This window comes from Tardibacter chloracetimidivorans (assembly GCF_001890385.1).
Taxonomy (GTDB): domain Bacteria; phylum Pseudomonadota; class Alphaproteobacteria; order Sphingomonadales; family Sphingomonadaceae; genus Tardibacter; species Tardibacter chloracetimidivorans.
Genome location: NZ_CP018221.1, coordinates 1,030,295 through 1,049,435, shown reverse-complemented (window position 1 = coordinate 1,049,435; position 19,141 = coordinate 1,030,295). Strand labels below are relative to the sequence as shown.

Sequence of the window (19,141 nt, the reverse complement as noted above, 5' to 3'; positions counted from 1 at the left end):
CTCGTGAACCGCTTGACGTACAACTGACACCGATGTAAGCCCGCGCCTCCCGTGGGTGAGCCGCGCCATATGGTCCCCCCTGAGAAGCGCGGCTCCTCCCTTCGGGTCGCCGCATCACCCCTTGAGGGTTGAGCAAGGCGGGCGGCGTTCCTGCACATGCACGGGGCGTCGCCCATTGCCGACAAAGCCTTTTCCCCTTTCCGTCAAATTGGATTAATGGCTTGCCGGGATGACAGGGGCGGTTCTCCTCAGCTTTGATGGCGTGGCCTGCCGCCGTGGCGGCCGGCGGCTGTTCAGCGGCCTTTCCATTGACCTGCGCGCGGGCGAGGCATTGGTGCTGACGGGGCCCAACGGCGCGGGGAAGTCCAGCATCATCCGGCTGTCGGCGGGCTTGCTGGCGCCGGACGAGGGACGGGTGGCCGCTTCCGCATCGCCCGGCCTCTTGACCCACGATCTTGCGCTTGACGACATGCTCGGCGTTGAACGCGCGCTTCGTTTCTGGGCGCGCCTTGATGGCGTGGAGGAAGCGGCGGTGCGCGAGGCGATGGACTCGATGGACCTGATGCCGCTCGCCCCGGTGCCCGTCCGAATGCTTTCTTCGGGGCAGAAACGCCGCGTTGCGCTTGCCCGCGTGATTGCCGGCGGATCGCGGCTGTGGCTTCTGGATGAACCGGGTGTCGGCCTTGATGCCCATTCGTTGACGCTGCTGGCCGATGCGATGCGGCGGCACCGAGCAGCCGGTGGTGGCGTGCTTGCCGCCACCCATATGGATATCGGCCTGGAGAATGCGCGCGTGCTCGATGTCGGGGCAATGGCTTGAGCGCCTTCTCGGGCATAGCGCTGCGCGAGTTTCGTCGGGCATGGCGGGGGGGAGGCCTGTGGCCGCCAATCGCCTTTTTCGTACTGGTGGCGATCCTGTTCCCGTTCGCCATCGGCCCGGACTCGCGCCTTCTTGCACGGGCGGGGGCGGGGGTGGCCTGGGTCGCGGCCCTGCTTGCCGCCCTGCTTCCGGTTGAACGGCTGGTGGAGCCTGATCGCGCCGATGGAGTGCTGGACCAGTTCGCCGTGCGCGGCATCGCCGATGAGAGCGTGGCGGCTGCAAAGATTGTGGGGCACTGGCTTGGCTTTGCACCCGCGCTGCTGATCGCTGCGCTGGTCGCGGCCGCCCTGTTTCAGATGGACGGAGCGGCGATGCTGCGGCTTATCGCGGCTCTTGCGGTCGGGACTCCGGCCTTGGCCGCGCTCGGCGTGACGGCGGCTGCGTTGACTGCGGGCCTGCGCGGCGCGGGGGCCATCGCCGGCCTGCTCGTGCTGCCACTGGCGATTCCGGTCGTCATTTTCGGCGCGGCCGCCGCCGCAGAGGATGGATCGGCGGCGCTGAAGCTGCTTGCCGCGTCCAGCCTGGTGCTGACGGCGCTTGGCCCATTCGCGTCGGGCGCAGCCATTCGCGCCTCCCGAAGCTAGGGAGCCGCGTCCCTCCTACGCCAGCCTACTGTCAAAAAACCGCGCTTTTCCGCGGTTCTGGTGGTGGGCGGTGACGGGCTCACATTACGGGGCAATTTTGGCTGATATCAGCCGTTTTCTCCGCGTGTGGTTTTCTACGTACCCCCAATAATACCCCCAGAAGGCGCCAGATAGCTCACTTTGCCATAGATCGTCACTCGCCTATCTCGGCAATTCGGCAGGCATGACCCATAGCTTTCTGCAAAGGCCTCGCCGCAGACCTACCTGCAAAGTGTCTGCCGAAAGGTGTATGCTCCGTTGCAGAAAAAGGAGGATGCCATGTCAGACCATGTTTATAAATTGACCGAAATTGTCGGCACATCCCATGAAGGGGCTGATCAGGCGATCAAAATGGCACTTTCGAAGGCCGGGAAGACACTTCACAATATCCGCTGGTTCGAAGTGGTGGCAACGCGCGGGATCGTTGATAAAGATGGAGCGGTCCAATATCAGGTCACGCTCAAGGTTGGATTCACTCTAGATGAGTGATCGCAGGCGCTGAATCTCGCCGCACTCCTCGCATTCCGCTAGATCAATCCAGCAGCCGCGCCAATTCCCGCAGGTAGCGCGCTGCCGACAGCGTAGCAGCAGAGCGCCCGCCATGCTTCCAGGCGTTGCGATTGCATTCAGGTGCTCCGCTGCCCTTGCCGCCGTGCATCCTGCATCGCCGTCTCCCCTTCACCGCCGGGGATTGGCACGCTGTTCCCGAACGGGTCCGGGCCAGACAGCGTCGGGCTTGCGCCAGCCGTTCCGGTTGCATGGGGTTGTTCGCTCGCTTTTCCATTTTCCCTGCTCCCCCCATGATGGTGGAAATGATCGGCAACAACAGCCTGTCCGCCCTCGCTGACATGAACATGGCGCACCGTCTGTTCGCGCGGCTGGTGTAGCTTGGCTAGTGCCTCCAGCGCGGCACGGCAGTTGGATTGGGCCTTGAACGCCAGACGGGCATAGCGTTCTGCCGCCAGCGGATAATCGCCCAGGTTCATCGTGGCGCGCCGGGCCAGTTCTGTGAACATGGTATCAAGCGAGAGCGCCTGCGCCGTCAGCAATTCGCTTGCCAATGACGTATCACCTTTCAGGGATGTTTCAGCCTTCGCTTTGATCGCCTTGCCGAAGTCGTCGAAGTTCGGTTCACCCGGCAGCTTGCCGACCATCTTCTTGGCAATATCGCTGCCGACGATCCCGTGCCGCAGATAGGGCCCGACCATTACGCGCGCCATGGTGTCGGGTTCAGTCTCGTCCTTCTCGGCTTTCACCACCAATGGCCTTTGCTCGCCAGTCTGTTTGGTCTTGTTTGATTTCGTCATGCCGCGACCTTTCGATTTGACGCCCCAGCCGATGTTGCCTTGGCGAGCGCGGCCGCGAATGCCACCCCTGCCAGCGACGGGGTCCAATCCGGTTGCCACCAGCCAAGCAGCCCTTTCGTTGCCCCCAGACCCCATGGTGTAGCTATATGTGCAGCGGAATCCCGAACGCGGCTGTCTGGCGGAAAACCGCCATTTCCTGAAATGAGCGTATCGGAATCCAATACCGTAATGGCCTGCGGCGCGGGCCGAAATGGGCTGAATGTACCGGAATCCAACACCGGCAATCGGCCTTGATCCCTTGCTTTATGATACGCCTTCAACGTCTTGAGCCCCCGTTCCATTCGCCTGCGCGCCTTGGTTTGCGGTTCGGGTTCTCGCTCCAGGAACTCCCATGACGGCGCTTTGCGTCCCGGCCCGACAAGCCAGGTCAGCCGCCAGCACCGGGCGCGGGATGATTCCGATGCCTTTACCTTGAAATAAGCCTCTTGCGCCAGTTCGATGAAACCGAGACTCGTTAGTTCATCGAATGACCGGCTGGCCGCTGTCAGGTCCGCGATGCCCATGCGGTGCGCTGCATCCCGCACTCCAAGATAAAGACTGCCGTTATTCTCGCCGTTGTAGAGCATGATCAGTTCGACAAGCAGCGAGCGGGCATTGGGGCACAGGCTGCGATAGGCGTTGCTGTTCAGAATGCGATAATCGAGGCGAACAAATCGGCTGGTATTGTTCCGCCCCGTCGCGTTCACCCGATTGCGGTTGCGCCGCTTTGCCACGCGCTCAACCTTCACCGCCAATGAGTGCGCGAAGCGATGCTGCGGGAATGAGTGTGCGCTTGCCGATCTTGCGCACCTCCAGCCGCCCTTCACCGATCAATTGGTAAAGACGGGTGCGGCCCAGCGATGAAACGCGACAGGCCTCGCTGACAGAATAGGCAAGCGGTTCAATAATGACATTTGCGCTGTTCACTGGAAAACCTCCGTTCAGTTGCGAACGGGGTCATACTGCGCCGGTTGCGTACATCCGGTCCGCCAGGAACTGCGGGAATTTGCCAGTTATCAGCCAGTATTGAGGTTCTTGGCAGATCGCAACTTTACCGCGTTAAGTTCAGTTATGAAGCGTTTTCCATAATCACGAAGCTGACTGTCTTCCGGTGCTTTGTCGCTGGTGCCAATAAACCATTCCTGCAAGTGCCGCGCGATGTCGGATTGATTAGGCTCGCCACCATCCTTGCGATGCAAGCCGTCCGCCCCATGGTGCGCTATAGCTGCAAGATGGAGCAAAGCTCCATCCCAATCCCATTTGCGAGGCGCGCCACCCTGCCTGCGTGACGGACTGGCCGCTGTGGTATCGGCCGCATCGACACCGGCATCATCCTTCACATCCATGGCAACTGCGGGCAGCCCGGCTAGATCAAATCTTACCCCATGGGCAAATCCATCAGTTTCGATACAGTTATCGACTTCACGGGAGAATGAAAAGTCGCCAGCGATCCAGTCGGCATGCCGTTCGGCATCTCTATGTTTGAATTCACGCCAAAAGCGTTTCGGTATCGTGCTGCTTGGTTCATCAAGCGATAGTTCATCAAAAACAAAGCGGAAATTAAAAGTCGAAGGCCGTGCTAGCAACGAGCCCTGCTCGAGACGCAGCAAGATGGCTTCGGTTGCAGAGTGCATTGCCGCCGACCGCGCGATTTCTTCGCTGTAATAGTCGGTGAAATCGAACCGAGCATAGGTGGCGGCAACCTGTTGAACCGCTGCACATGATGAAATCCATTGTCGGAATTCGTCGGCCTGCCCAAACGAATCAGGGCGCAAACGGGCGATGTTCTCCATTTTTCCAGGATAAGAACATACGGTGAAAATTCAAGTGCGTCCGTTACCGTATTTTGTTGTCCGCCTTATCGGGCATAGGTTCTATGCAGAGCAATCATTCTGTTCTGCCATGCGCGCCACGCGCCGGTTCTTTGCCGCACCGATGCGCTCCAGCGGGTTCACCAGCGCCTCATAGCGGCCGAACAGATGTTCCACCCGGTCGCGGTCGGAAGCGAACGGGGCGGAGCGATACAGCCGGTCCACGGCAGCATCGAGCGCGGCATGGGCCTTGCGCAGATTGGCGGGCATGGTGTCGGGGTCGTACAGGTCGGCAAGGCTGGAGGTGGGATGCGCGGCGCGAGCATCGAGCACCGCTTGGGCCAGTGCTTCGATCTTGGCACGCTGCGCCAGTGTGGTGTCCGGCCAGGGGAAGGTATTGTAGACAAGGCCGATGGAGTAGCGGAAATCGCTTTTCAGCCGTCCACCGATATGGGCAAGCCATGCCATATGAGCACGGCTTGTGAGGATAGCAAAATCGAACAGGTTGGCATTTGGGATGAACAGGCAGCTGTCATGCGCAACGCTGTCAGCCGGACAGAAGCCGAATGGTACGAAATCACGCCGTTCAGACGAGTGCCTAGGAACCAATACGTAGGGCTGCTCAGTATGTCGTATCTCTCCAAACAAACCGGGAAAGTCCGCCAACTGCTTCGTCGTCTTCCGCGTGCTGGCAGCCCGGTATTCTCTATTTCTTCGTAGGCGTTCGACGACGGGTGGAACCGACCTGATAATGGTCGAATCCGCGCCGGGCAACCAAAGGCAATATCGAAAATTGCCATCGATGAAGTCTTTGGCCCCGTATAGCGGCCGAACATATGGGGCCATCTGGGGGTATGCATCCAATAGGTCAGCTCTCTCACTAGGCGAAAGGATCAAGTTGCCATCATCGTTTGGCATGTTCCCAAAGGAAATGACCGGGCGAGTGGAAAGTGGCCTTGTCGATTCAACTACCACAAGATGCCGGTTCGCCACGCCACGTGCGTCGAACAGATAGGCGGTCAATGCCGCATGGCGGCTTTCCACCGGATCGCCCTTTATGTCGGGATAGCTGAACAGCCGCTTTTCAGCCGGTTCATGGTCGCGGTGCGCCAGCCCGATGATAACGACGTGAACATGCGCCTTGCCGCGCGCTTCGCTGCCCCATGAAAAGGTGCGGTGGGCGAAGGCAATTTCCAGCCCGTGGCGGTCGAACAGGATCGGCCAGAGCTGCGCCACCTGTTCGCCCTGGGTGATCGAATTGGTCGCAACAAAGGCGATACGGATGCGGCGGTTAAGCTGGAGATACTGCCCCGCCTTGATGAACCAGGCCGCCACATAATCCAGCGTGCCGCCGCTGCCGCCAAGGCCCGCCACGCGCCGCACCTGCGCGCGCTGGACTTCGCTCTGGTATTTCGCACCGACAAACGGCGGGTTGCCCATGATGTAGCTGCATTTTTCAGGCCGGAGCAGGCTCGACCAATCCGTCTCCAGCGCGTCGCCGTGCAGGATGTGCGCGGAATCCTTCAGCGGGATGCGCGCATAGTTCAGCCGGAACGCCTCGTTGATCTCGTTGTTGGCGATATGGTCCATCATCCACATTGCCACTTCGGCGATCTTCGCCGGGAACTCCTCATATTCGATGCCGTAGAATTGATCGACTGTGACGCGCGACAGCAGCGCGGCCTCGATCTGTTGATCGCCGTAGAGCGCCTTCAGGCATTCCAGCTCCAGCCGCCGGATTTCCCGATAGGCGATGACAAGAAAGTTGCCGCAGCCGCACGCCGGATCGAAAAACGTCAGGCGCGTGAGCTTGGCCTGAAACTCCAGCAATGCCTTGTCGCGCCCGGTCTTGCGCTGGATGATGGCCGCCAGCTCGGCTCTCAAATCGTCAAGGAACAGCGGGCCGATGACCTTCAGGATATTGGCCTCGGTTGTGTAGTGCGCGCCCTTTGCCCTGCGTTCCTTGGCATCCATCACCGACTGGAATAGCGAACCGAAGATCGCGGGTGAAACGCCGGACCAATCGTGCCGCGCGGCGTCCAGCAGATGGTCCCGCATGATCTGGGTGAAATGTGGCGTGCGCAGCCGTCCGGCAAACAGTCGGCCATTCACATAGGGAAAGGCGTTCAGTTCGGCTTGCAGGGTCGATTGGCGCGCATCTTCGGGCGTGTCGAGCACGTCGAACAGATCGTTGAGCACGCGGCCAACGTCGCTGCCGTCCGGCCGAGTATCGTTCTCGACCAGCTGAAGGAAAATGTCCTTTGGCTGGAATATGCCCGTGTCATCGGCAAACAGGCAGAACAGCAAACGCACCAGCAACTGTTCCAGATCGTGCCCGACATAGCCGGATTCCTCCAGCGCATCGTGCAGCTTGCCCATCAATTCCGCCGCCGTGATGGTGACGCCCGCCTGCGTCTCAAAGCTGACCTTGCGGCCCAGCATGAAATCAAAGGCGGTGATGTGCTTGTGCAGGTCGGCCAGCCGGAAACGAAGCTCCTTGCCGGTATCCAGGTCCAGCAGCACCCAGGTCTGGAAATCGCAGGTCAGCACCCAGCGCGGTTGCAGGGTGGGGTGGATGCCTTCCACATAGTCAAGCGCCTGCCCTTGCGCCTTGCCAAGGTCCAGGCGGCTGGACTTTTGTTCGACAAGCAGGGTGCCCGGCCAGAACAGGTCTATGAAGCCGTGCCGGTTGGAAAGTAGCTTTACCCGTTGTTCGTAGATCGCCACCTGTTTGCGGCGGATGCCGAAAATCTCGAAGAACTCGTTGTAGAAGGTCTGCGTCTCGCCCTTTTCGTAATGGGCGTCCTTCCATTCTTCGCTGAACGCCTTGGCGCGCCGCTTTATATCATCCCAGCCAAGCCGCATTAGTTCCCCCCAGTTGTAAGAAGGACTTAGCGGCGGAAATGCCAGTGCGGCAAGCCGGGAAAGGACTTAAACGGCTTGCCGGTCAGGAAACTTCACAATGTCCGCGCCTTTCCGCAGCTGATCGAGATAGTCCGACCACCATTGCGCCATTTCCACCCGCTCTTTCCAGTGTGCCCCCCGATGATAGGCAGCGCGCACCCTGTCATCATCGCCGTGGGCCAGGGCGCGTTCAATCGCATCCGGGTGCCATTTGCCGGACTCATTCAGCAGGGTGCTTGCCATGGCACGGAAGCCATGCGCCGTCATTTCATCGCCAGAGAACCCCAGCCGCCGCAAACCGGCGTTGACGGTATTCTCGCTCATCGGGCGGGTGCGGGTGCGAATCGAAGGAAAGACATAGCCGGAAGGGCCGGTAATCGCATGAAGCTGCCGGAACAGTTCAACCGACTGGCGCGACAGGGGCACATGATGGGGCTTGCGCATTTTCATCTTGCTTGCCGGAATGATCCAGAGTCCCGCGTCCAGATCAATTTCCTCCCATTCGGCATGACGCATTTCACCGGGGCGGACAAAAACGTGCGGTGAAAGTAGCAAGGCCAATTTCGTAACAATCTGGCCTTCATATCCATCCATGGCCCGAAGCAACTCGCCTGTTCGCTTGGCCTCTATGATTGCCCCGTAATGCTTTGGCTGGGGCGCTGTCAGGGCTCCCCGCAGGTCGCGGCTGGGGTCCGATGTCAGCCGCGCCGTCGCCACGGCATAGCGAAACACCCGGCCTGCCAGTTGCAGCACGCGGCGCGCGGTTTCGTAGTTTCCCTTGGCCTCAATGCGGCGAAGCACGGCAAGCAGGTCAGGCGCGGCTATCTCTGCTATCGGCATCCGGGCAATCACCGGGCCCATGCGGGAAATATAATACTCGCTTTTGTCGGCAGTGGACGTGGAAAGGCCTTCGCGCCTGCGCTTGTCGATAAACTCTTGCGCGATTTCGCCAAAGCTGTTCGCAGCCGAAACCTTCGCCCGGTGTTTGGCCTGCTGCTTCTCTCGCGCGGGATCGGCTCCGGCCGCCAACGCCTCTCTCGCTTTGTCCCGTTCCTTCCTCACCACGGCAAGACTCACGTCCGGCCAGCAGCCCAGCGATAGCAGCTTTTCCTTCCCGGCGACCCGGAACTTCAACCGCCACAGCTTTCCGCCCGCTGGAGTGACAAGCAGATAAAGGCCACCAGAGTCGGCCAGCTTGTAGGGCTTGGCGGCGGGCCGTGCATTGCGGATTGCTACATCGGTCAGCGCCATGGCCTTGGTTCCCCCGTTGCTAGCTTGGGGGTATTTTGTCAGGGGGTTTTTAGGATACCCCGCATCATACCCCCAGATCGGTGAGGCTGCCAGTGAACAAGCCTGAACGCCTGCGGCCTCACAGGCGATGTAATAGCTAGGTTTTCAGGGATTTGTCCAGACGAATGCGAACGTCAATGGATGGAAATATGGTGGGCGGTGACGGGCTCGAACCGCCGACCCTCTCGGTGTAAACGAGATGCTCTACCAACTGAGCTAACCGCCCTCGCAACTGCCGGCGCTCAATGCCGCGCTTTCCCGCCGGAGGCAACCCCCGACGGACTCGGTTGGCGCAGCTAGCCGGCCGGTCCGGACAGCCGGTCGACGGAAGCGAGGATGGCGGCGTGGGGATCGCTCAGATTTGCGCCCTCGGTGCTTTCGGTAAAGCCGCCCTCCGTGACGATCTTTTCCAGTGCCACCCGGGCGCGCGCGACGCGGCTCTTCACCGTGCCGACCGCGCAGCCGCAGATCTCGGCCGCTTCCTCATAGGAAAAGCCGCCCGCGCCGACGAGGATCAACGCCTCTCTCTGACTTTCAGGAAGTTCCAGAAGGCCGCGCTGGACGTCGGACAGATGGAGGCTGTGGTCCTGCCCCGCCGGGGCCGACAACATCCGGTTCATCGATTCCTCGTCCACCTCCCCACGAAAGCGCGAGCGGCGCAAAATGGTGAGATAGCTGTTTCTGAGGATGACGAAGGTCCAGGATTTCATGCGCGTGCCGGGTGCATAGCGATCCCGCGCCGCCCAGGCCTTCAGCAGGGTTTCCTGGACAAGATCATCCGCAAGATCGGCGCGTCCCGTCAGGCTGCGCGCAAAGGCCCGCAGGTGCGGAATGACCGTCAGCAGTTCCTGTTTGAATTCGTCCCGCGCAGCGCCGGATGTGGACCGAGCTGTTGATTCAGCATCATTTTTTTCTGCTGTCATCATCAGCCTTGTCTAGTTTTTCCAGCAATTTCTCAAACGCATCCGGCAACGGCTCCTCAAGCACGGAACTGTAGATGCGCTTCAGTCCTTCGGCCCAAGGTGGGTTTGACGGAGATGAGGTTTGCCGCTTCACTTTATCCTTCATCATTGGTCCCTGCGGGGGATAATCACGGCCGGAACCAATATGCCCAAGTTCATGCGTCGATAACGCCGACATGCGGCGGTGGTTCCACGGTCGTGAAACGCTGACGCACAATTCTTATGTTTATGAACGCCAATGGACAAGGCTGCTTGGCGAGGCTGCCGCGAAGGGCTATCGAAAAAATGTGAAGCCCGTAAAGATCGTCAAGGCCCTTCTGGCCGATCAAAGCGATTTTCTGCTTCGATATCGGCGTGTCCTGCCGGCGGCGGTGTTGTCGCTGACGCTTTTGCTCGCCCTTGGCTTCGGCCTGTTGCTGACCCGCTACGTCGAACGGCAGGAGCGGGCGATGCTCAGGATTCAGGTGGTCGAGCTGGCGTCGGGGATCGAACAGCGGATGAACGCCTCCGAGGCGCTGCTGAGAGCGTCGGCAACCGCCTTCGCCTTTGTGCCGCGTATCGACGCCGATTTCTTCTCTTCCTATTTCAAGGGCCTGCAGCTGGATGTCGCATCGCGCGGTATGATTGCCATGGGGTGGACCGCGCCTGTCGGCCGTGATCGGCTCCACGAGCTGGAAACCATGATGAGATCGGAAGGAGACGACGATTTCTTTACCTGGCCGGTCACCAGTGAAAAGCAGATATATCCCGTGCTTTACCTGGAGCCGCAAAACCCGGTGAACCATTCCGCCATTGGGTTTAACGCCTATAGCGATTCGGCGCGGCGCGCGGCGATGGTTCGTGCGTTCGATGCTGGAGCGCCCCGGGCGACCGCGCCGACCGTCCTTCGGCAGGAAGGCTGGGAGACGGACCCCACAGGCTTTCTCGTCTATGCGCCGGTGCATGATGCGATCTCCTCAGCGCGTAGGGAGGCGCCGTCGAGAAGGAGCTTCAAGGGTTTTATTTTCGGCGTCTTCCGGGCCGAGGATCTTATCCGCACCTCGATACCCGCCGACCAGGCGCAAAAGCTGGACCTGGAACTTTATGACATCACGGGTGGCAGGCGGCGGCTCCTTTATGATTCCCGGCCGGAAATGTGGTCGGCGCGCAGCGTCGATGAAGGCAACCGAACCACCCTTGTGGTCTCCGGCCGCAGATGGGAACTGGTCGTGGCTCCGGTTTCTGCCTGGGAATATCGCGACCTGCCGCAAAGGCTGCTCATCTATTTCCTGATCGGCACCGCGGTTGTGGTTTCCTGTCTTCTTGCAGGGATCATGTGGTTTGCGATGCGCGCCGCCGCGGCGACCCGCGAGGCGCTGGACCGGGAGACGGAGCAGGTGGAAATGCGCACCATCCTGCTTCGCGAGCTGAACCATCGCGTAAAGAACACGCTGGCCACGGTGAACAGCCTTGCGGCTCTGTCGCGGGAAGGGGCGACCGATGTCGCGAGCTATTATGCCGCGCTCAACGGACGCCTGCGCGCGCTGTCGGCGACGCACGACCTGCTCACCTCCTCCGACTGGGGAGATACGGAGCTACGCGACATCGCCGAGGCGGAGCTTGCCCCCTTTATGGGTGTGAAAGGGCAGATCGTCATTGAAGGACCGCCCGTGCGCTTCGAGCCCACCAAGGCGCTGTCGCTTGGCCTCAGCCTGCACGAACTCGCGACCAATGCCTCCAAATATGGGGCGCTTTCCACAATCACGGGCCAGGTGTTTCTCAACTGGCACTTCGACCGGGAAAATCGTCTTCACCTTCGCTGGGCGGAAAGCGGCGGGCCGGCAATCGTGGAAGATCGCAAGCAGGGTTTCGGCAGCATGCTGGTGGAAAAGCTGATGGCGCGCCAGCTGAAGGCCGATGTGAAGCTCAGCTTCCCGCCGACCGGCGCGGTTTGCGAATTCGTGATCCCGCTGGACAAGCAGAAGGGAGCGGCAGAGCGCTGAGCGCCGCTCCCCTCGGGCATCAGGCTGCGATCTTGCGACTTTCCGTCGTGCCCAGGAACAACGCCTGGCTGATCGCCGCGCGCACGGTCTCTTCCTGGAAAGGCTTGGTGATCAGATAGGTCGGCTCCGGCCGCTCGCCCGTGAGCAGGCGTTCGGGGAAGGCCGTGACGAAGATCACCGGCACCGAGAATTGCTCCAGAATGTCGTAAACCGCGTCGATTCCCGAACTTCCGTCACCCAGCTGAATGTCCGCAAGCACAATGCCGGGCCGTGCTTCGGCGACGGCCGCCAAGGCTTCCTTGTGCGTGGCGGCCGTTCCGCTGACCTGATGCCCAAGCTGGGTCACAAGCTGCTCCAGCTGCATCGAGATCAGCGGTTCATCCTCGATGATAAGGACGGTCGTCGCCGTCTGCCGTTCAATCTCGGCCACCGCCTCATCGACCAGTTCCGCCAGTTCATCCTCGCTGCGCGACATGATCGCGCCCGCTTCGTCAGGCGAAAAGCCCTCAAGCGTCGTGAGCAGCATCGCCTGGCGGCAGGCCGGTGCGATCGTGCTCAGCCGGCGCTGGGCGGCGCGCTCCAGATTGTCGCCTTCGCCATCGCCTTCCACTTCGATATGGGCGCTGTCGTAAATGCGTTGAAACGCCTTGTAGAGGGCGACTCGCGGCCGTGGATCGGCCTCCAGCATCTCAGGCTCCGCGATGATCGCTTCCAGCGTCGCCTTCACGAAATTGTCACCGGATGTCTGGCTGCCCGTCAGCGCACGCGCATAGCGACGAAGATAGGGAAGGCTTTTGGCCACTTGCTGTGAAGTCGTCATTATTGTTTCCGCTCCGAAATCCCACTGCGACTACGCACAGCCGGACATGGAGTTCCAAGCTCCATGACGGGCTGGTTAATTTTTCGGATGATAGACCCTATTCGCTCCGCTGCGAAGCCGCCCCCGCCAACTGCGCCTCGATATAGGCGACGATCTCGTCCGCAGGGCACGGCTTGGCGAAGATTTTGGCCCCCGCCACCGACGGATCGTCCGGGGCAAAGTCATAGCCGGTCAGCACGGCATAGGGCACGCCATGCGCGATTGCGGCGGCGATGGCGCATTTGCTGTCGGCGTCGGTGAGCATATGGTCGGTCAGCAGAAAGTCCACCGGCCTCTCCCGAATTGCCGAGATGCCCGCTCCAATGGTGGTGCACAGATGCACTTCCGCCCCCGCCTCTTCCAGCGCGGTCTCAACTTCCATTGCGATCAGAATATTGTCCTCGATCAAGAGGATGCTCTTGCCGGACAGGTCCGGCGCCTTCAAATTACTCAACGCAATCCCCTTAACGTGCTTGACCTGTCTACCGGCGCGCGCGAAGCACCGCATTAAACTTTCACACAGGCGGCGTCGGGTGACCGGAAAAATCAGCCAGAGCGACAAGCTGACGCAGACACCCTGCTTTCAGTGTCCGCTGCGCGAGTGCGAGGGGCTGCGGCCCCTGTCGGACGAGCAGCTTGAATTCACCTGGTCGCTCAAGAGCGGCGAACTGCACCTGGAGCGAGGCGGCGATATTCTGGTGCAGGGGTCCATCAGCCCGCATCTCTACACCCTGCTCCGGGGCATAGCGTTTCGCTTCAAGGAGCTGGAAGACGGCAGGCGGCAGATCGTCAACTATCTGTTTCCGGGCGACCTGGTCGGGTTGCAGGGCGCGATGGCGGAACCGCTCGGCCACGGTGTGGAAGCGCTCACTCCTGTGACGCTATGCGTGCTGCCGCGCGGCAAGCTCTATGAGATTTTTCGCGTCCATCCGGAACTGGGTTTCGACATGACCTGGCTGGGGGCCAAGGAGGAAGAAGCGCTGGACGGGCATCTTCTTGCTCTGGGAAGACGCAAGGCGGACGAGCGCATCGTCCACTTTGCGCTCTATCTGTTCCATCGCGGACAGCAGACGGGCCTTTCACGGAAGAACACGCTTGAAATCCCCGTGACGCAATCGCAGCTCGCCGACTCGCTCGGCATTTCGCTGGTTCACACCAACAAGACGCTGCAGTCGCTCAGGAAGCGGCGCATCCTCGACTGGCAGCCGAACCAGATCACCTTTCTCGATATGGAGAAGGCCGAAGCGCTCGCCGGTCCCGATTTTTCCCGTGAACTGCCGCGCCCCTATATCTGACGCAATCGCAACGCCGGGGTTCGACCGGCCAGCCTATTTCCCTGCGTCGGACCTGCGGATCTGATCGGCGAGCATCGCCACTGCCAGCGGATAGCTGGCGCCGCCGCAGACTGCGATCGCCTGTGGAAGGTAGAGCCTGCGTTCGGGCGGCACCACATGGTCAAGCGCCGGATGATGCAGCATCTCGCTGCCCCGGTCGTTCACGCGGCGGGTCGCGGATTCCATGAGCAGGAAATCGGGGCGGCTCCGCGCCATTTCCTCCAGCGATAGCCGGGATAGCGCGGGCCGGCCGAGTCGTTCCGCCAGGTTCACAAGGCCCGCCCGTTCCATGATCTCGTCGATCAGCGTGCCGGTGCCGGTCAGATAGCCCCGTCGCTGGTAATAGGCGGCGATACGGCCTTTGCCGGGCCTGTCCTGTGAAAGCCTTTCGAGGTCGGCCTCCATCCGCCGGATCATCGCTTCTCCGCGCGCCGGATGGCCTATGGCTCCGGCAAGCCTTCTGATGTCGGCGTAGATCGCCTCAAGGCTGTCGGCAAAGCCGACAGTGACGATCTTCACGCTCCGTCCGTTCAGCAATGAAAGCGCTTCTTTGCGCTGAAAGGGAGGTGAGACGACAAGGTCGGGACGCAGCATCAGCACTTCTTCCGCGCTGCCGCCGGCGACGGGGTAGGATTGTGCCCGATCGGCGTGGAATGACAGGACCGGATCGCGCGACAATTCCGTGAGCGCCGCAATCTGGCTGTGATCGGCAAGCTCGATCAGCAGTTGATCCGCGCACATGTTCATCGACACGATGCGCCGCGGCTGTGCGGCGGCCGTGACAGAGCAGGCCATTGCAATGGCGAGAACCGTCAGGCGAACCAGTCTGGGCATTCGGCAGCGGGTTTCCAACAGGATCGGTTGCGGTTACGGATGCCGCCGGGCGGCGCTCGGCCCTGTGTTCCCGCAGCGCCGATGAAGCGGGGTCTTACCGTGACTGGAACCGTTGCGCGAGGGGGAATGACGGAGGCGGGGACGCGCCGCTGGCTGCTGTTTGCGCTCGCCCTTTGCGCGCTTGGTCTTTCCGCTGTCTCGCTGACCATCGGTCCCGCCCCGCTTTCCACCGCGCAGGTGGTCGACGTGCTTCTGGGCGGCGGCGATCCCATAGAGCGGGCGATCGTGGTCGATCTGCGCCTGCCGAGGGCGCTGCTCGCGCTGCTCGTCGGCGGTGTGCTTGGCCTCGGCGGTGCGGCCATGCAGGGCTATCTGCGCAATCCGCTGGCGGAGCCGTCGGTGCTTGGCGCGTCGAACATGGCTGCGCTCGGCGCGGTGATCGCCTTTTACTTCGGCCTTGCCCTCATCCATCCGCTGCTGCTGCCGCTGATGGCGGTCGCGGGCGCGATCATCGCGCTGGCCCCGCTGATGCTGCTGGCGCGGCGTGCGGAGAGTCCGCTTGGGCTGATCCTCGCCGGAATTGCCATCAGCACGCTGGCGGGGGCGGGCATCTCGCTGGCGCTCAACCTTGCGCCCAATCCCTTTGCCGCCATGGAGATCATGACCTGGCTGCTCGGCTCGCTGGAAAACCGTTCGTTCGATCATCTCTGGATCGCGCTTCCGTGTATTGCGGCGGGCGCGGTCCTTCTGCTGTGGGACGGGCGGGCGCTCGACGCGCTCACTCTGGGGGAGGACGGCGCGCGCTCGCTCGGCATGCGGCTGGACATGGTGCGGCTCAGGCTATTGCTGGGCGTTGGCATCGGCGTCGGCGGGGCGGTGGCGGTGTCGGGCGCGATCGGCTTCGTCGGGCTGGTCGTGCCGCATATCGTCAGGCCCTTCACCGACCGAAGCCCCGGGGCGGTGTTGCTGCCGTCGGCACTGGCGGGCGCGGCGTTGCTGTGTGCCGCCGATATTCTGGTGCGCCTCGTGCCAACCGCAAACGAGTTGCGGCTGGGCGTGGTGACCGCCTTTGTCGGAGTGCCGGTGTTTCTCTATCATCTGATGCGCGAGCGACGGCTGTGGTGACTCTGGCGGCCCAGCAACTGCACGTCTCGATCGGCGGGCGTCCGATCCTGCATGGCGTGGATTGCACGCTTGCGCCGGGCGTGCTGACGGGAGTCATCGGTCCGAACGGTGCGGGCAAGACCACCTTGCTGAAAGCGCTCATGTGCCTGCTGGGCGCGGATCGCGGCCGGGTTCTTATCGATGGTCGTCCCGCCGCGCAGATGACGGCGGGGGAACGCGCCCGGCTGCTTTCCTATCTGCCGCAGGGTCAGGATGTGCATTGGCCGCTCAGCGTCGAAAGGCTGGTCGCGCTGGGACGATTGCCGCATCTCGCGCCCTTTTCACGGCTGGACGAGGCGGACCGGGAGGCGGTGCACCGGGCCATGGCCGCCGCCGATGTGCTGCATCTGACCGGACGGGTCGCGACCGAGCTTTCGGGCGGGGAAAGGGCGAGGGTGCTTCTTGCCCGCGCCTTGAGCGTCGAAGCGCCGGTGCTCATCATCGACGAACCGCTCGCCGCGCTCGACCCCGGACATCAGTTGCAGACCATGGCGCTGCTCCGCAGGCTGGCGGGCGAGGGCAGGCTGGTGATGGTGGTCATGCATGACCTGGGGATGGCCTCCCGCTTTTGCGACCGGCTGTTGCTGTTGTCTGAGGGTCGTCTCGCCGCGGATGGCGGCTCGGCCGAGGTGCTGACGGAGGAGACGCTGCGCGCCGTCTATGGGGTGGAGGCCTTGATCGGCCACCATCAGGGGCAGCGCTATGTGATGCCTTGGAGCGAAGCCTGAGCCGCGGTTGGCGGCCGGCATCTTAAAACCGATCTGGTACATTCGTGAAATAATGTTATAAAGGCCTTGAACATCATCGCTGCGGTTGCCAGACCTGTAGGGTCAGGACCGGCAAGTGGAAGAGGGCTAATGAGCGACACGGACAGACGCACGAACCTGCCCCCGCTCAGGCTTCACGTCCCGGAGCCGCCTTTCCGTCCCGGGGATCCCGTCGACTATAGTCACATGGAGATTCCGGCCGCCGGCGCGCTCGATCGTCCCGCCGTGGACGCGCCCGCTGCCACCATGCGGGAAATGCCATATGGCTTGATCCGCGTTCTGGACGGGGAGGGTAGGGCCACCGGCCCGTGGAACCCCCGCCTGGAGCCGGAGCGCCTTGTCGCAATGCTCCGCAACATGGCGCTTACCCGTGCTTTTGACGAACGCATGTACCGCGCCCAGCGTCAGGGCAAGACCAGCTTCTATATGAAGTCGACAGGCGAGGAGGCGGTGGCGGTTGCCGCAGCCGAGGCGCTGGACCGCGACGACATGTGCTTTCCTTCCTACCGCCAGCAGGGTTTGCTGATCGTGCGGGGCTGGCCACTCGTCGACATGATGAACCAGATCTATTCGAACAAGGCGGACAGGCTGAAAGGACGCCAGCTTCCGGTCCTGTATTCGGCGAAGGAGGCTGGCTTTTTCTCCATTTCGGGCAATCTGGCGACACAGATGCCGCAGGCTGTGGGCTGGGCGCTTGCGTCGGCGGCCCAAGGCGACACGCGGATCGCGGCCACGTGGTGCGGGGAGGGATCTACCGCCGAAGGGGATTTCCACGCCGCGATGACCTTTGCGACCGTCTATCGCGCGCCGGTGATCGTGAACGTGGTCAACAATCAATGGGCGATCTCATCCTTTGCGGGCTTTGCGGGCGGCGACGAAACGACTTTCGCGGCGCGGGCGCTGGGCTATGGCATGGCGGGGCTCAGGGTGGACGGCAATGATCCGCTCGCCGTCTATGCGGCGACGGATTGGGCGGCGGAGCGGGCGCGAACCAACCACGGACCGACGCTGATCGAGCATTTCACCTATCGCGCCGAAGGTCATTCGACGAGCGACGATCCCGCCCAGTATCGTTCGGCCGAAGAGCGGTCGGCATGGCCGCTGGGCGACCCGATCATCCGCCTGAAGCAGCATTTGATCGGCCTTGGCGTATGGGATGAGGAACGGCACGCCGAAATGGATCGGGAACTGGCGGAGCAGGTGAAGGCGGCCGCCAAGGAGGCCGAGAAGAACGGTGTCCTGGGCATCGGCCTCCATCAGCCGTTCGATACCATGTTCGAGGATGTGTTCGAGGAAATGCCCTGGCACCTGAAGGAGCAGCGCGCACAGATGAGGGCGGAACGGGAGTCGGCCGGCATATGAGCGAGAGCGTCCGCCGGATGAACATGATCGAGGCGATCAACTCGGCGATGGATGTCGCGATGGAGCGCGACCCGATGGTGACCGTGCTTGGCGAGGATGTCGGCTATTTCGGCGGCGTCTTCCGCGCCACGGCGGGCCTCCAGAAGAAATATGGCAAGACGCGGGTGTTCGACACGCCGATCACCGAATGCGGCATAGCGGGCGTTGCGGTCGGCATGGCCGCCTATGGCTTGCGGCCCGTGCCCGAGATCCAGTTCGCCGATTACATCTATCCGGCGCTGGACCAGCTTGTGTCGGAGGCGGCGCGGCTGCGCTATCGCTCGGCAGGCGAGTTCACTGCCCCCATCACCGTCCGCTCGCCCTTTGGCGGCGGCATCTTCGGCGGGCAGACCCACAGCCAGTCGCCGGAGGGCATCTTCACCCATGTGTCGGGATTGAAGACGGTGATCCCGTCCACGCCCTATGACGCCAAGGGGCTGCTGATCGCCGCGATCGAAGACAATGATCCGGTGATCTTCTTCGAGCCCAAACGCATCTACAACGGCCCGTTCGACGGACATTACGACCGGCCGATTTCCCCCTGGTCGAAGCATGAGGGGAGCGAGGTTCCGGAAGGCTATTACACCGTTCCGCTGGGCAAGGCCGCCGTCCGCCGCGAGGGCGGGGACGTCACCATCCTCGCCTATGGCACCATGGTGCATGTCGTGCTTGGCGTGGTGAACGACCTCGGCATCGACGCGGAGGTGATCGATCTCAGGACTTTGCTGCCCCTCGACATCGAGACGATCGACGCCTCGGTGATGAAGACCGGCCGCTGCGTCGTCGTTCACGAGGCGACGCGCACCAGCGGCTTCGGCGCGGAGCTGGCCGCGCTGGTGCAGGAGCGCTGCTTCTATCACCTGGAAGCGCCTGTCGCCCGCGTGACCGGCTTTGACACGCCTTATCCGCACTCGCTGGAATGGGCCTATTTCCCCGGCCCGGTCCGCATCGGCAAGGCGCTCAAACGGATATTGGAGGACTGAC

Annotated in this window: 21 protein-coding genes and 1 tRNA gene; 9 read left to right on the top strand and 13 right to left on the bottom strand. The window is 62.1% G+C overall.

The features are described from left to right. The first annotated feature begins 229 nt into the window (after window positions 1-229). From ccmA to BSL82_RS05385, 3 genes are all read left to right on the top strand, one after another. Window positions 230-820 carry a heme ABC exporter ATP-binding protein CcmA gene (gene ccmA, locus BSL82_RS05395; RefSeq protein WP_072596361.1) on the top strand — a complete coding sequence of 197 codons (591 nt, stop codon included), beginning with the start codon at window positions 230-232 and terminating at the stop codon, window positions 818-820. Beyond that, window positions 817-1,464, top strand: coding sequence for a heme exporter protein CcmB (locus BSL82_RS05390; protein ID WP_072596360.1), 648 nt, complete (start codon window positions 817-819; stop codon window positions 1,462-1,464). Before ccmA ends, BSL82_RS05390 begins: the two co-directional genes overlap by 4 nt. Window positions 1,465-1,782: 318 nt before the next feature. After that, window positions 1,783-1,992 (top strand): dodecin, encoded by a 210-nt coding sequence (locus tag BSL82_RS05385; RefSeq protein WP_072596359.1) that lies wholly within the window; start codon window positions 1,783-1,785, stop codon window positions 1,990-1,992. Between the two features lie 43 nt (window positions 1,993-2,035). Here BSL82_RS05385 and BSL82_RS21735 read toward each other — a convergent pair whose 3' ends face one another. The 10 genes from BSL82_RS21735 to BSL82_RS20395 form a co-directional block, all read right to left on the bottom strand. After that, window positions 2,036-2,185, bottom strand: coding sequence for a hypothetical protein (locus tag BSL82_RS21735; protein ID WP_418361272.1), 150 nt, complete (start codon window positions 2,183-2,185; stop codon window positions 2,036-2,038). Further along, window positions 2,130-2,810 carry a hypothetical protein gene (locus BSL82_RS19915; RefSeq protein ID WP_158010706.1) on the bottom strand — a complete coding sequence of 227 codons (681 nt, stop codon included), beginning with the start codon at window positions 2,808-2,810 and terminating at the stop codon, window positions 2,130-2,132. Before BSL82_RS19915 ends, BSL82_RS21735 begins: the two co-directional genes overlap by 56 nt. After that, window positions 2,807-3,598 carry a hypothetical protein gene (locus BSL82_RS05375; protein WP_226998636.1) on the bottom strand — a complete coding sequence of 264 codons (792 nt, stop codon included), beginning with the start codon at window positions 3,596-3,598 and terminating at the stop codon, window positions 2,807-2,809. Before BSL82_RS05375 ends, BSL82_RS19915 begins: the two co-directional genes overlap by 4 nt. Further along, a complete protein-coding gene (locus BSL82_RS05370) occupies window positions 3,588-3,776 on the bottom strand; it encodes a helix-turn-helix domain-containing protein (RefSeq protein WP_226998635.1) in 189 nt (62 codons plus the stop codon). The genes BSL82_RS05375 and BSL82_RS05370 overlap by 11 nt, the downstream gene beginning before the upstream one ends. Before the next feature lie 89 nt (window positions 3,777-3,865). After that, window positions 3,866-4,642 carry a hypothetical protein gene (locus BSL82_RS05365; protein WP_072596357.1) on the bottom strand — a complete coding sequence of 259 codons (777 nt, stop codon included), beginning with the start codon at window positions 4,640-4,642 and terminating at the stop codon, window positions 3,866-3,868. 81 nt (window positions 4,643-4,723) lie between these two features. After that, window positions 4,724-7,525, bottom strand: a complete 2,802-nt coding sequence (locus BSL82_RS05360) for a DNA methyltransferase (protein WP_072596356.1) — start codon at window positions 7,523-7,525, stop codon at window positions 4,724-4,726. A gap of 66 nt (window positions 7,526-7,591) precedes the next feature. Continuing rightward, entirely contained in the window at window positions 7,592-8,815 is a 1,224-nt protein-coding gene (locus BSL82_RS05355; protein WP_072596355.1) for a tyrosine-type recombinase/integrase, read from the bottom strand. A gap of 189 nt (window positions 8,816-9,004) precedes the next feature. After that, window positions 9,005-9,080 (bottom strand) — tRNA-Val (locus BSL82_RS05350). A 70-nt stretch (window positions 9,081-9,150) separates the two neighbouring features. Beyond that, window positions 9,151-9,777: a sigma-70 family RNA polymerase sigma factor gene (locus BSL82_RS05345; RefSeq protein ID WP_072598612.1), complete on the bottom strand. Its 627-nt coding sequence runs from the start codon at window positions 9,775-9,777 to the stop codon at window positions 9,151-9,153. Next, on the bottom strand, window positions 9,758-9,994 hold the full coding sequence (locus BSL82_RS20395; protein ID WP_226998634.1) for a NepR family anti-sigma factor: 237 nt from the start codon (window positions 9,992-9,994) through the stop codon (window positions 9,758-9,760). The genes BSL82_RS05345 and BSL82_RS20395 overlap by 20 nt, the downstream gene beginning before the upstream one ends. Here BSL82_RS20395 and BSL82_RS05340 point away from each other — a divergent pair. Next, window positions 9,993-11,798, top strand: a complete 1,806-nt coding sequence (locus tag BSL82_RS05340) for a CHASE domain-containing protein (protein ID WP_072596354.1) — start codon at window positions 9,993-9,995, stop codon at window positions 11,796-11,798. The genes BSL82_RS20395 and BSL82_RS05340 overlap by 2 nt on opposite strands. Window positions 11,799-11,817: 19 nt before the next feature. Here BSL82_RS05340 and BSL82_RS05335 read toward each other — a convergent pair whose 3' ends face one another. Together BSL82_RS05335 and BSL82_RS20390 are read right to left on the bottom strand one after the other, a co-directional pair. After that, window positions 11,818-12,618: a response regulator gene (locus tag BSL82_RS05335; protein ID WP_072596353.1), complete on the bottom strand. Its 801-nt coding sequence runs from the start codon at window positions 12,616-12,618 to the stop codon at window positions 11,818-11,820. Window positions 12,619-12,715: 97 nt separating this feature from the next. Beyond that, window positions 12,716-13,111, bottom strand: a complete 396-nt coding sequence (locus tag BSL82_RS20390; RefSeq protein WP_162274357.1) for a DNA-binding transcriptional response regulator — start codon at window positions 13,109-13,111, stop codon at window positions 12,716-12,718. Between the two features lie 79 nt (window positions 13,112-13,190). Between BSL82_RS20390 and BSL82_RS05325 the strand changes: the two genes are divergently transcribed. After that, the gene (locus tag BSL82_RS05325; RefSeq protein WP_072596351.1) at window positions 13,191-13,952 is read left to right on the top strand and encodes a Crp/Fnr family transcriptional regulator; all 762 of its coding nucleotides are present in this window, start codon (window positions 13,191-13,193) and stop codon (window positions 13,950-13,952) included. Window positions 13,953-13,985: 33 nt separating this feature from the next. Here BSL82_RS05325 and BSL82_RS05320 read toward each other — a convergent pair whose 3' ends face one another. Beyond that, the gene (locus BSL82_RS05320) at window positions 13,986-14,825 is read right to left on the bottom strand and encodes an ABC transporter substrate-binding protein (protein ID WP_072596350.1); all 840 of its coding nucleotides are present in this window, start codon (window positions 14,823-14,825) and stop codon (window positions 13,986-13,988) included. Window positions 14,826-14,951: 126 nt separating this feature from the next. Here BSL82_RS05320 and BSL82_RS05315 point away from each other — a divergent pair, with 126 nt between their 5' ends. The 4 genes from BSL82_RS05315 to BSL82_RS05300 all read left to right on the top strand — a co-directional run bounded on the left by BSL82_RS05315 (window position 14,952) and on the right by BSL82_RS05300 (window position 19,140). After that, on the top strand, window positions 14,952-15,950 hold the full coding sequence (locus tag BSL82_RS05315) for a FecCD family ABC transporter permease (RefSeq protein ID WP_072596349.1): 999 nt from the start codon (window positions 14,952-14,954) through the stop codon (window positions 15,948-15,950). Then, on the top strand, window positions 15,944-16,717 hold the full coding sequence (locus tag BSL82_RS05310) for an ABC transporter ATP-binding protein (RefSeq protein ID WP_072596348.1): 774 nt from the start codon (window positions 15,944-15,946) through the stop codon (window positions 16,715-16,717). Before BSL82_RS05315 ends, BSL82_RS05310 begins: the two co-directional genes overlap by 7 nt. 129 nt (window positions 16,718-16,846) lie before the next feature. Continuing rightward, window positions 16,847-18,118 carry a 3-methyl-2-oxobutanoate dehydrogenase (2-methylpropanoyl-transferring) subunit alpha gene (locus BSL82_RS05305; RefSeq protein WP_072596347.1) on the top strand — a complete coding sequence of 424 codons (1,272 nt, stop codon included), beginning with the start codon at window positions 16,847-16,849 and terminating at the stop codon, window positions 18,116-18,118. A 17-nt stretch (window positions 18,119-18,135) separates the two neighbouring features. Continuing rightward, window positions 18,136-19,140: an alpha-ketoacid dehydrogenase subunit beta gene (locus tag BSL82_RS05300; protein ID WP_072598611.1), complete on the top strand. Its 1,005-nt coding sequence runs from the start codon at window positions 18,136-18,138 to the stop codon at window positions 19,138-19,140. Window position 19,141: the final 1 nt, after the last annotated feature.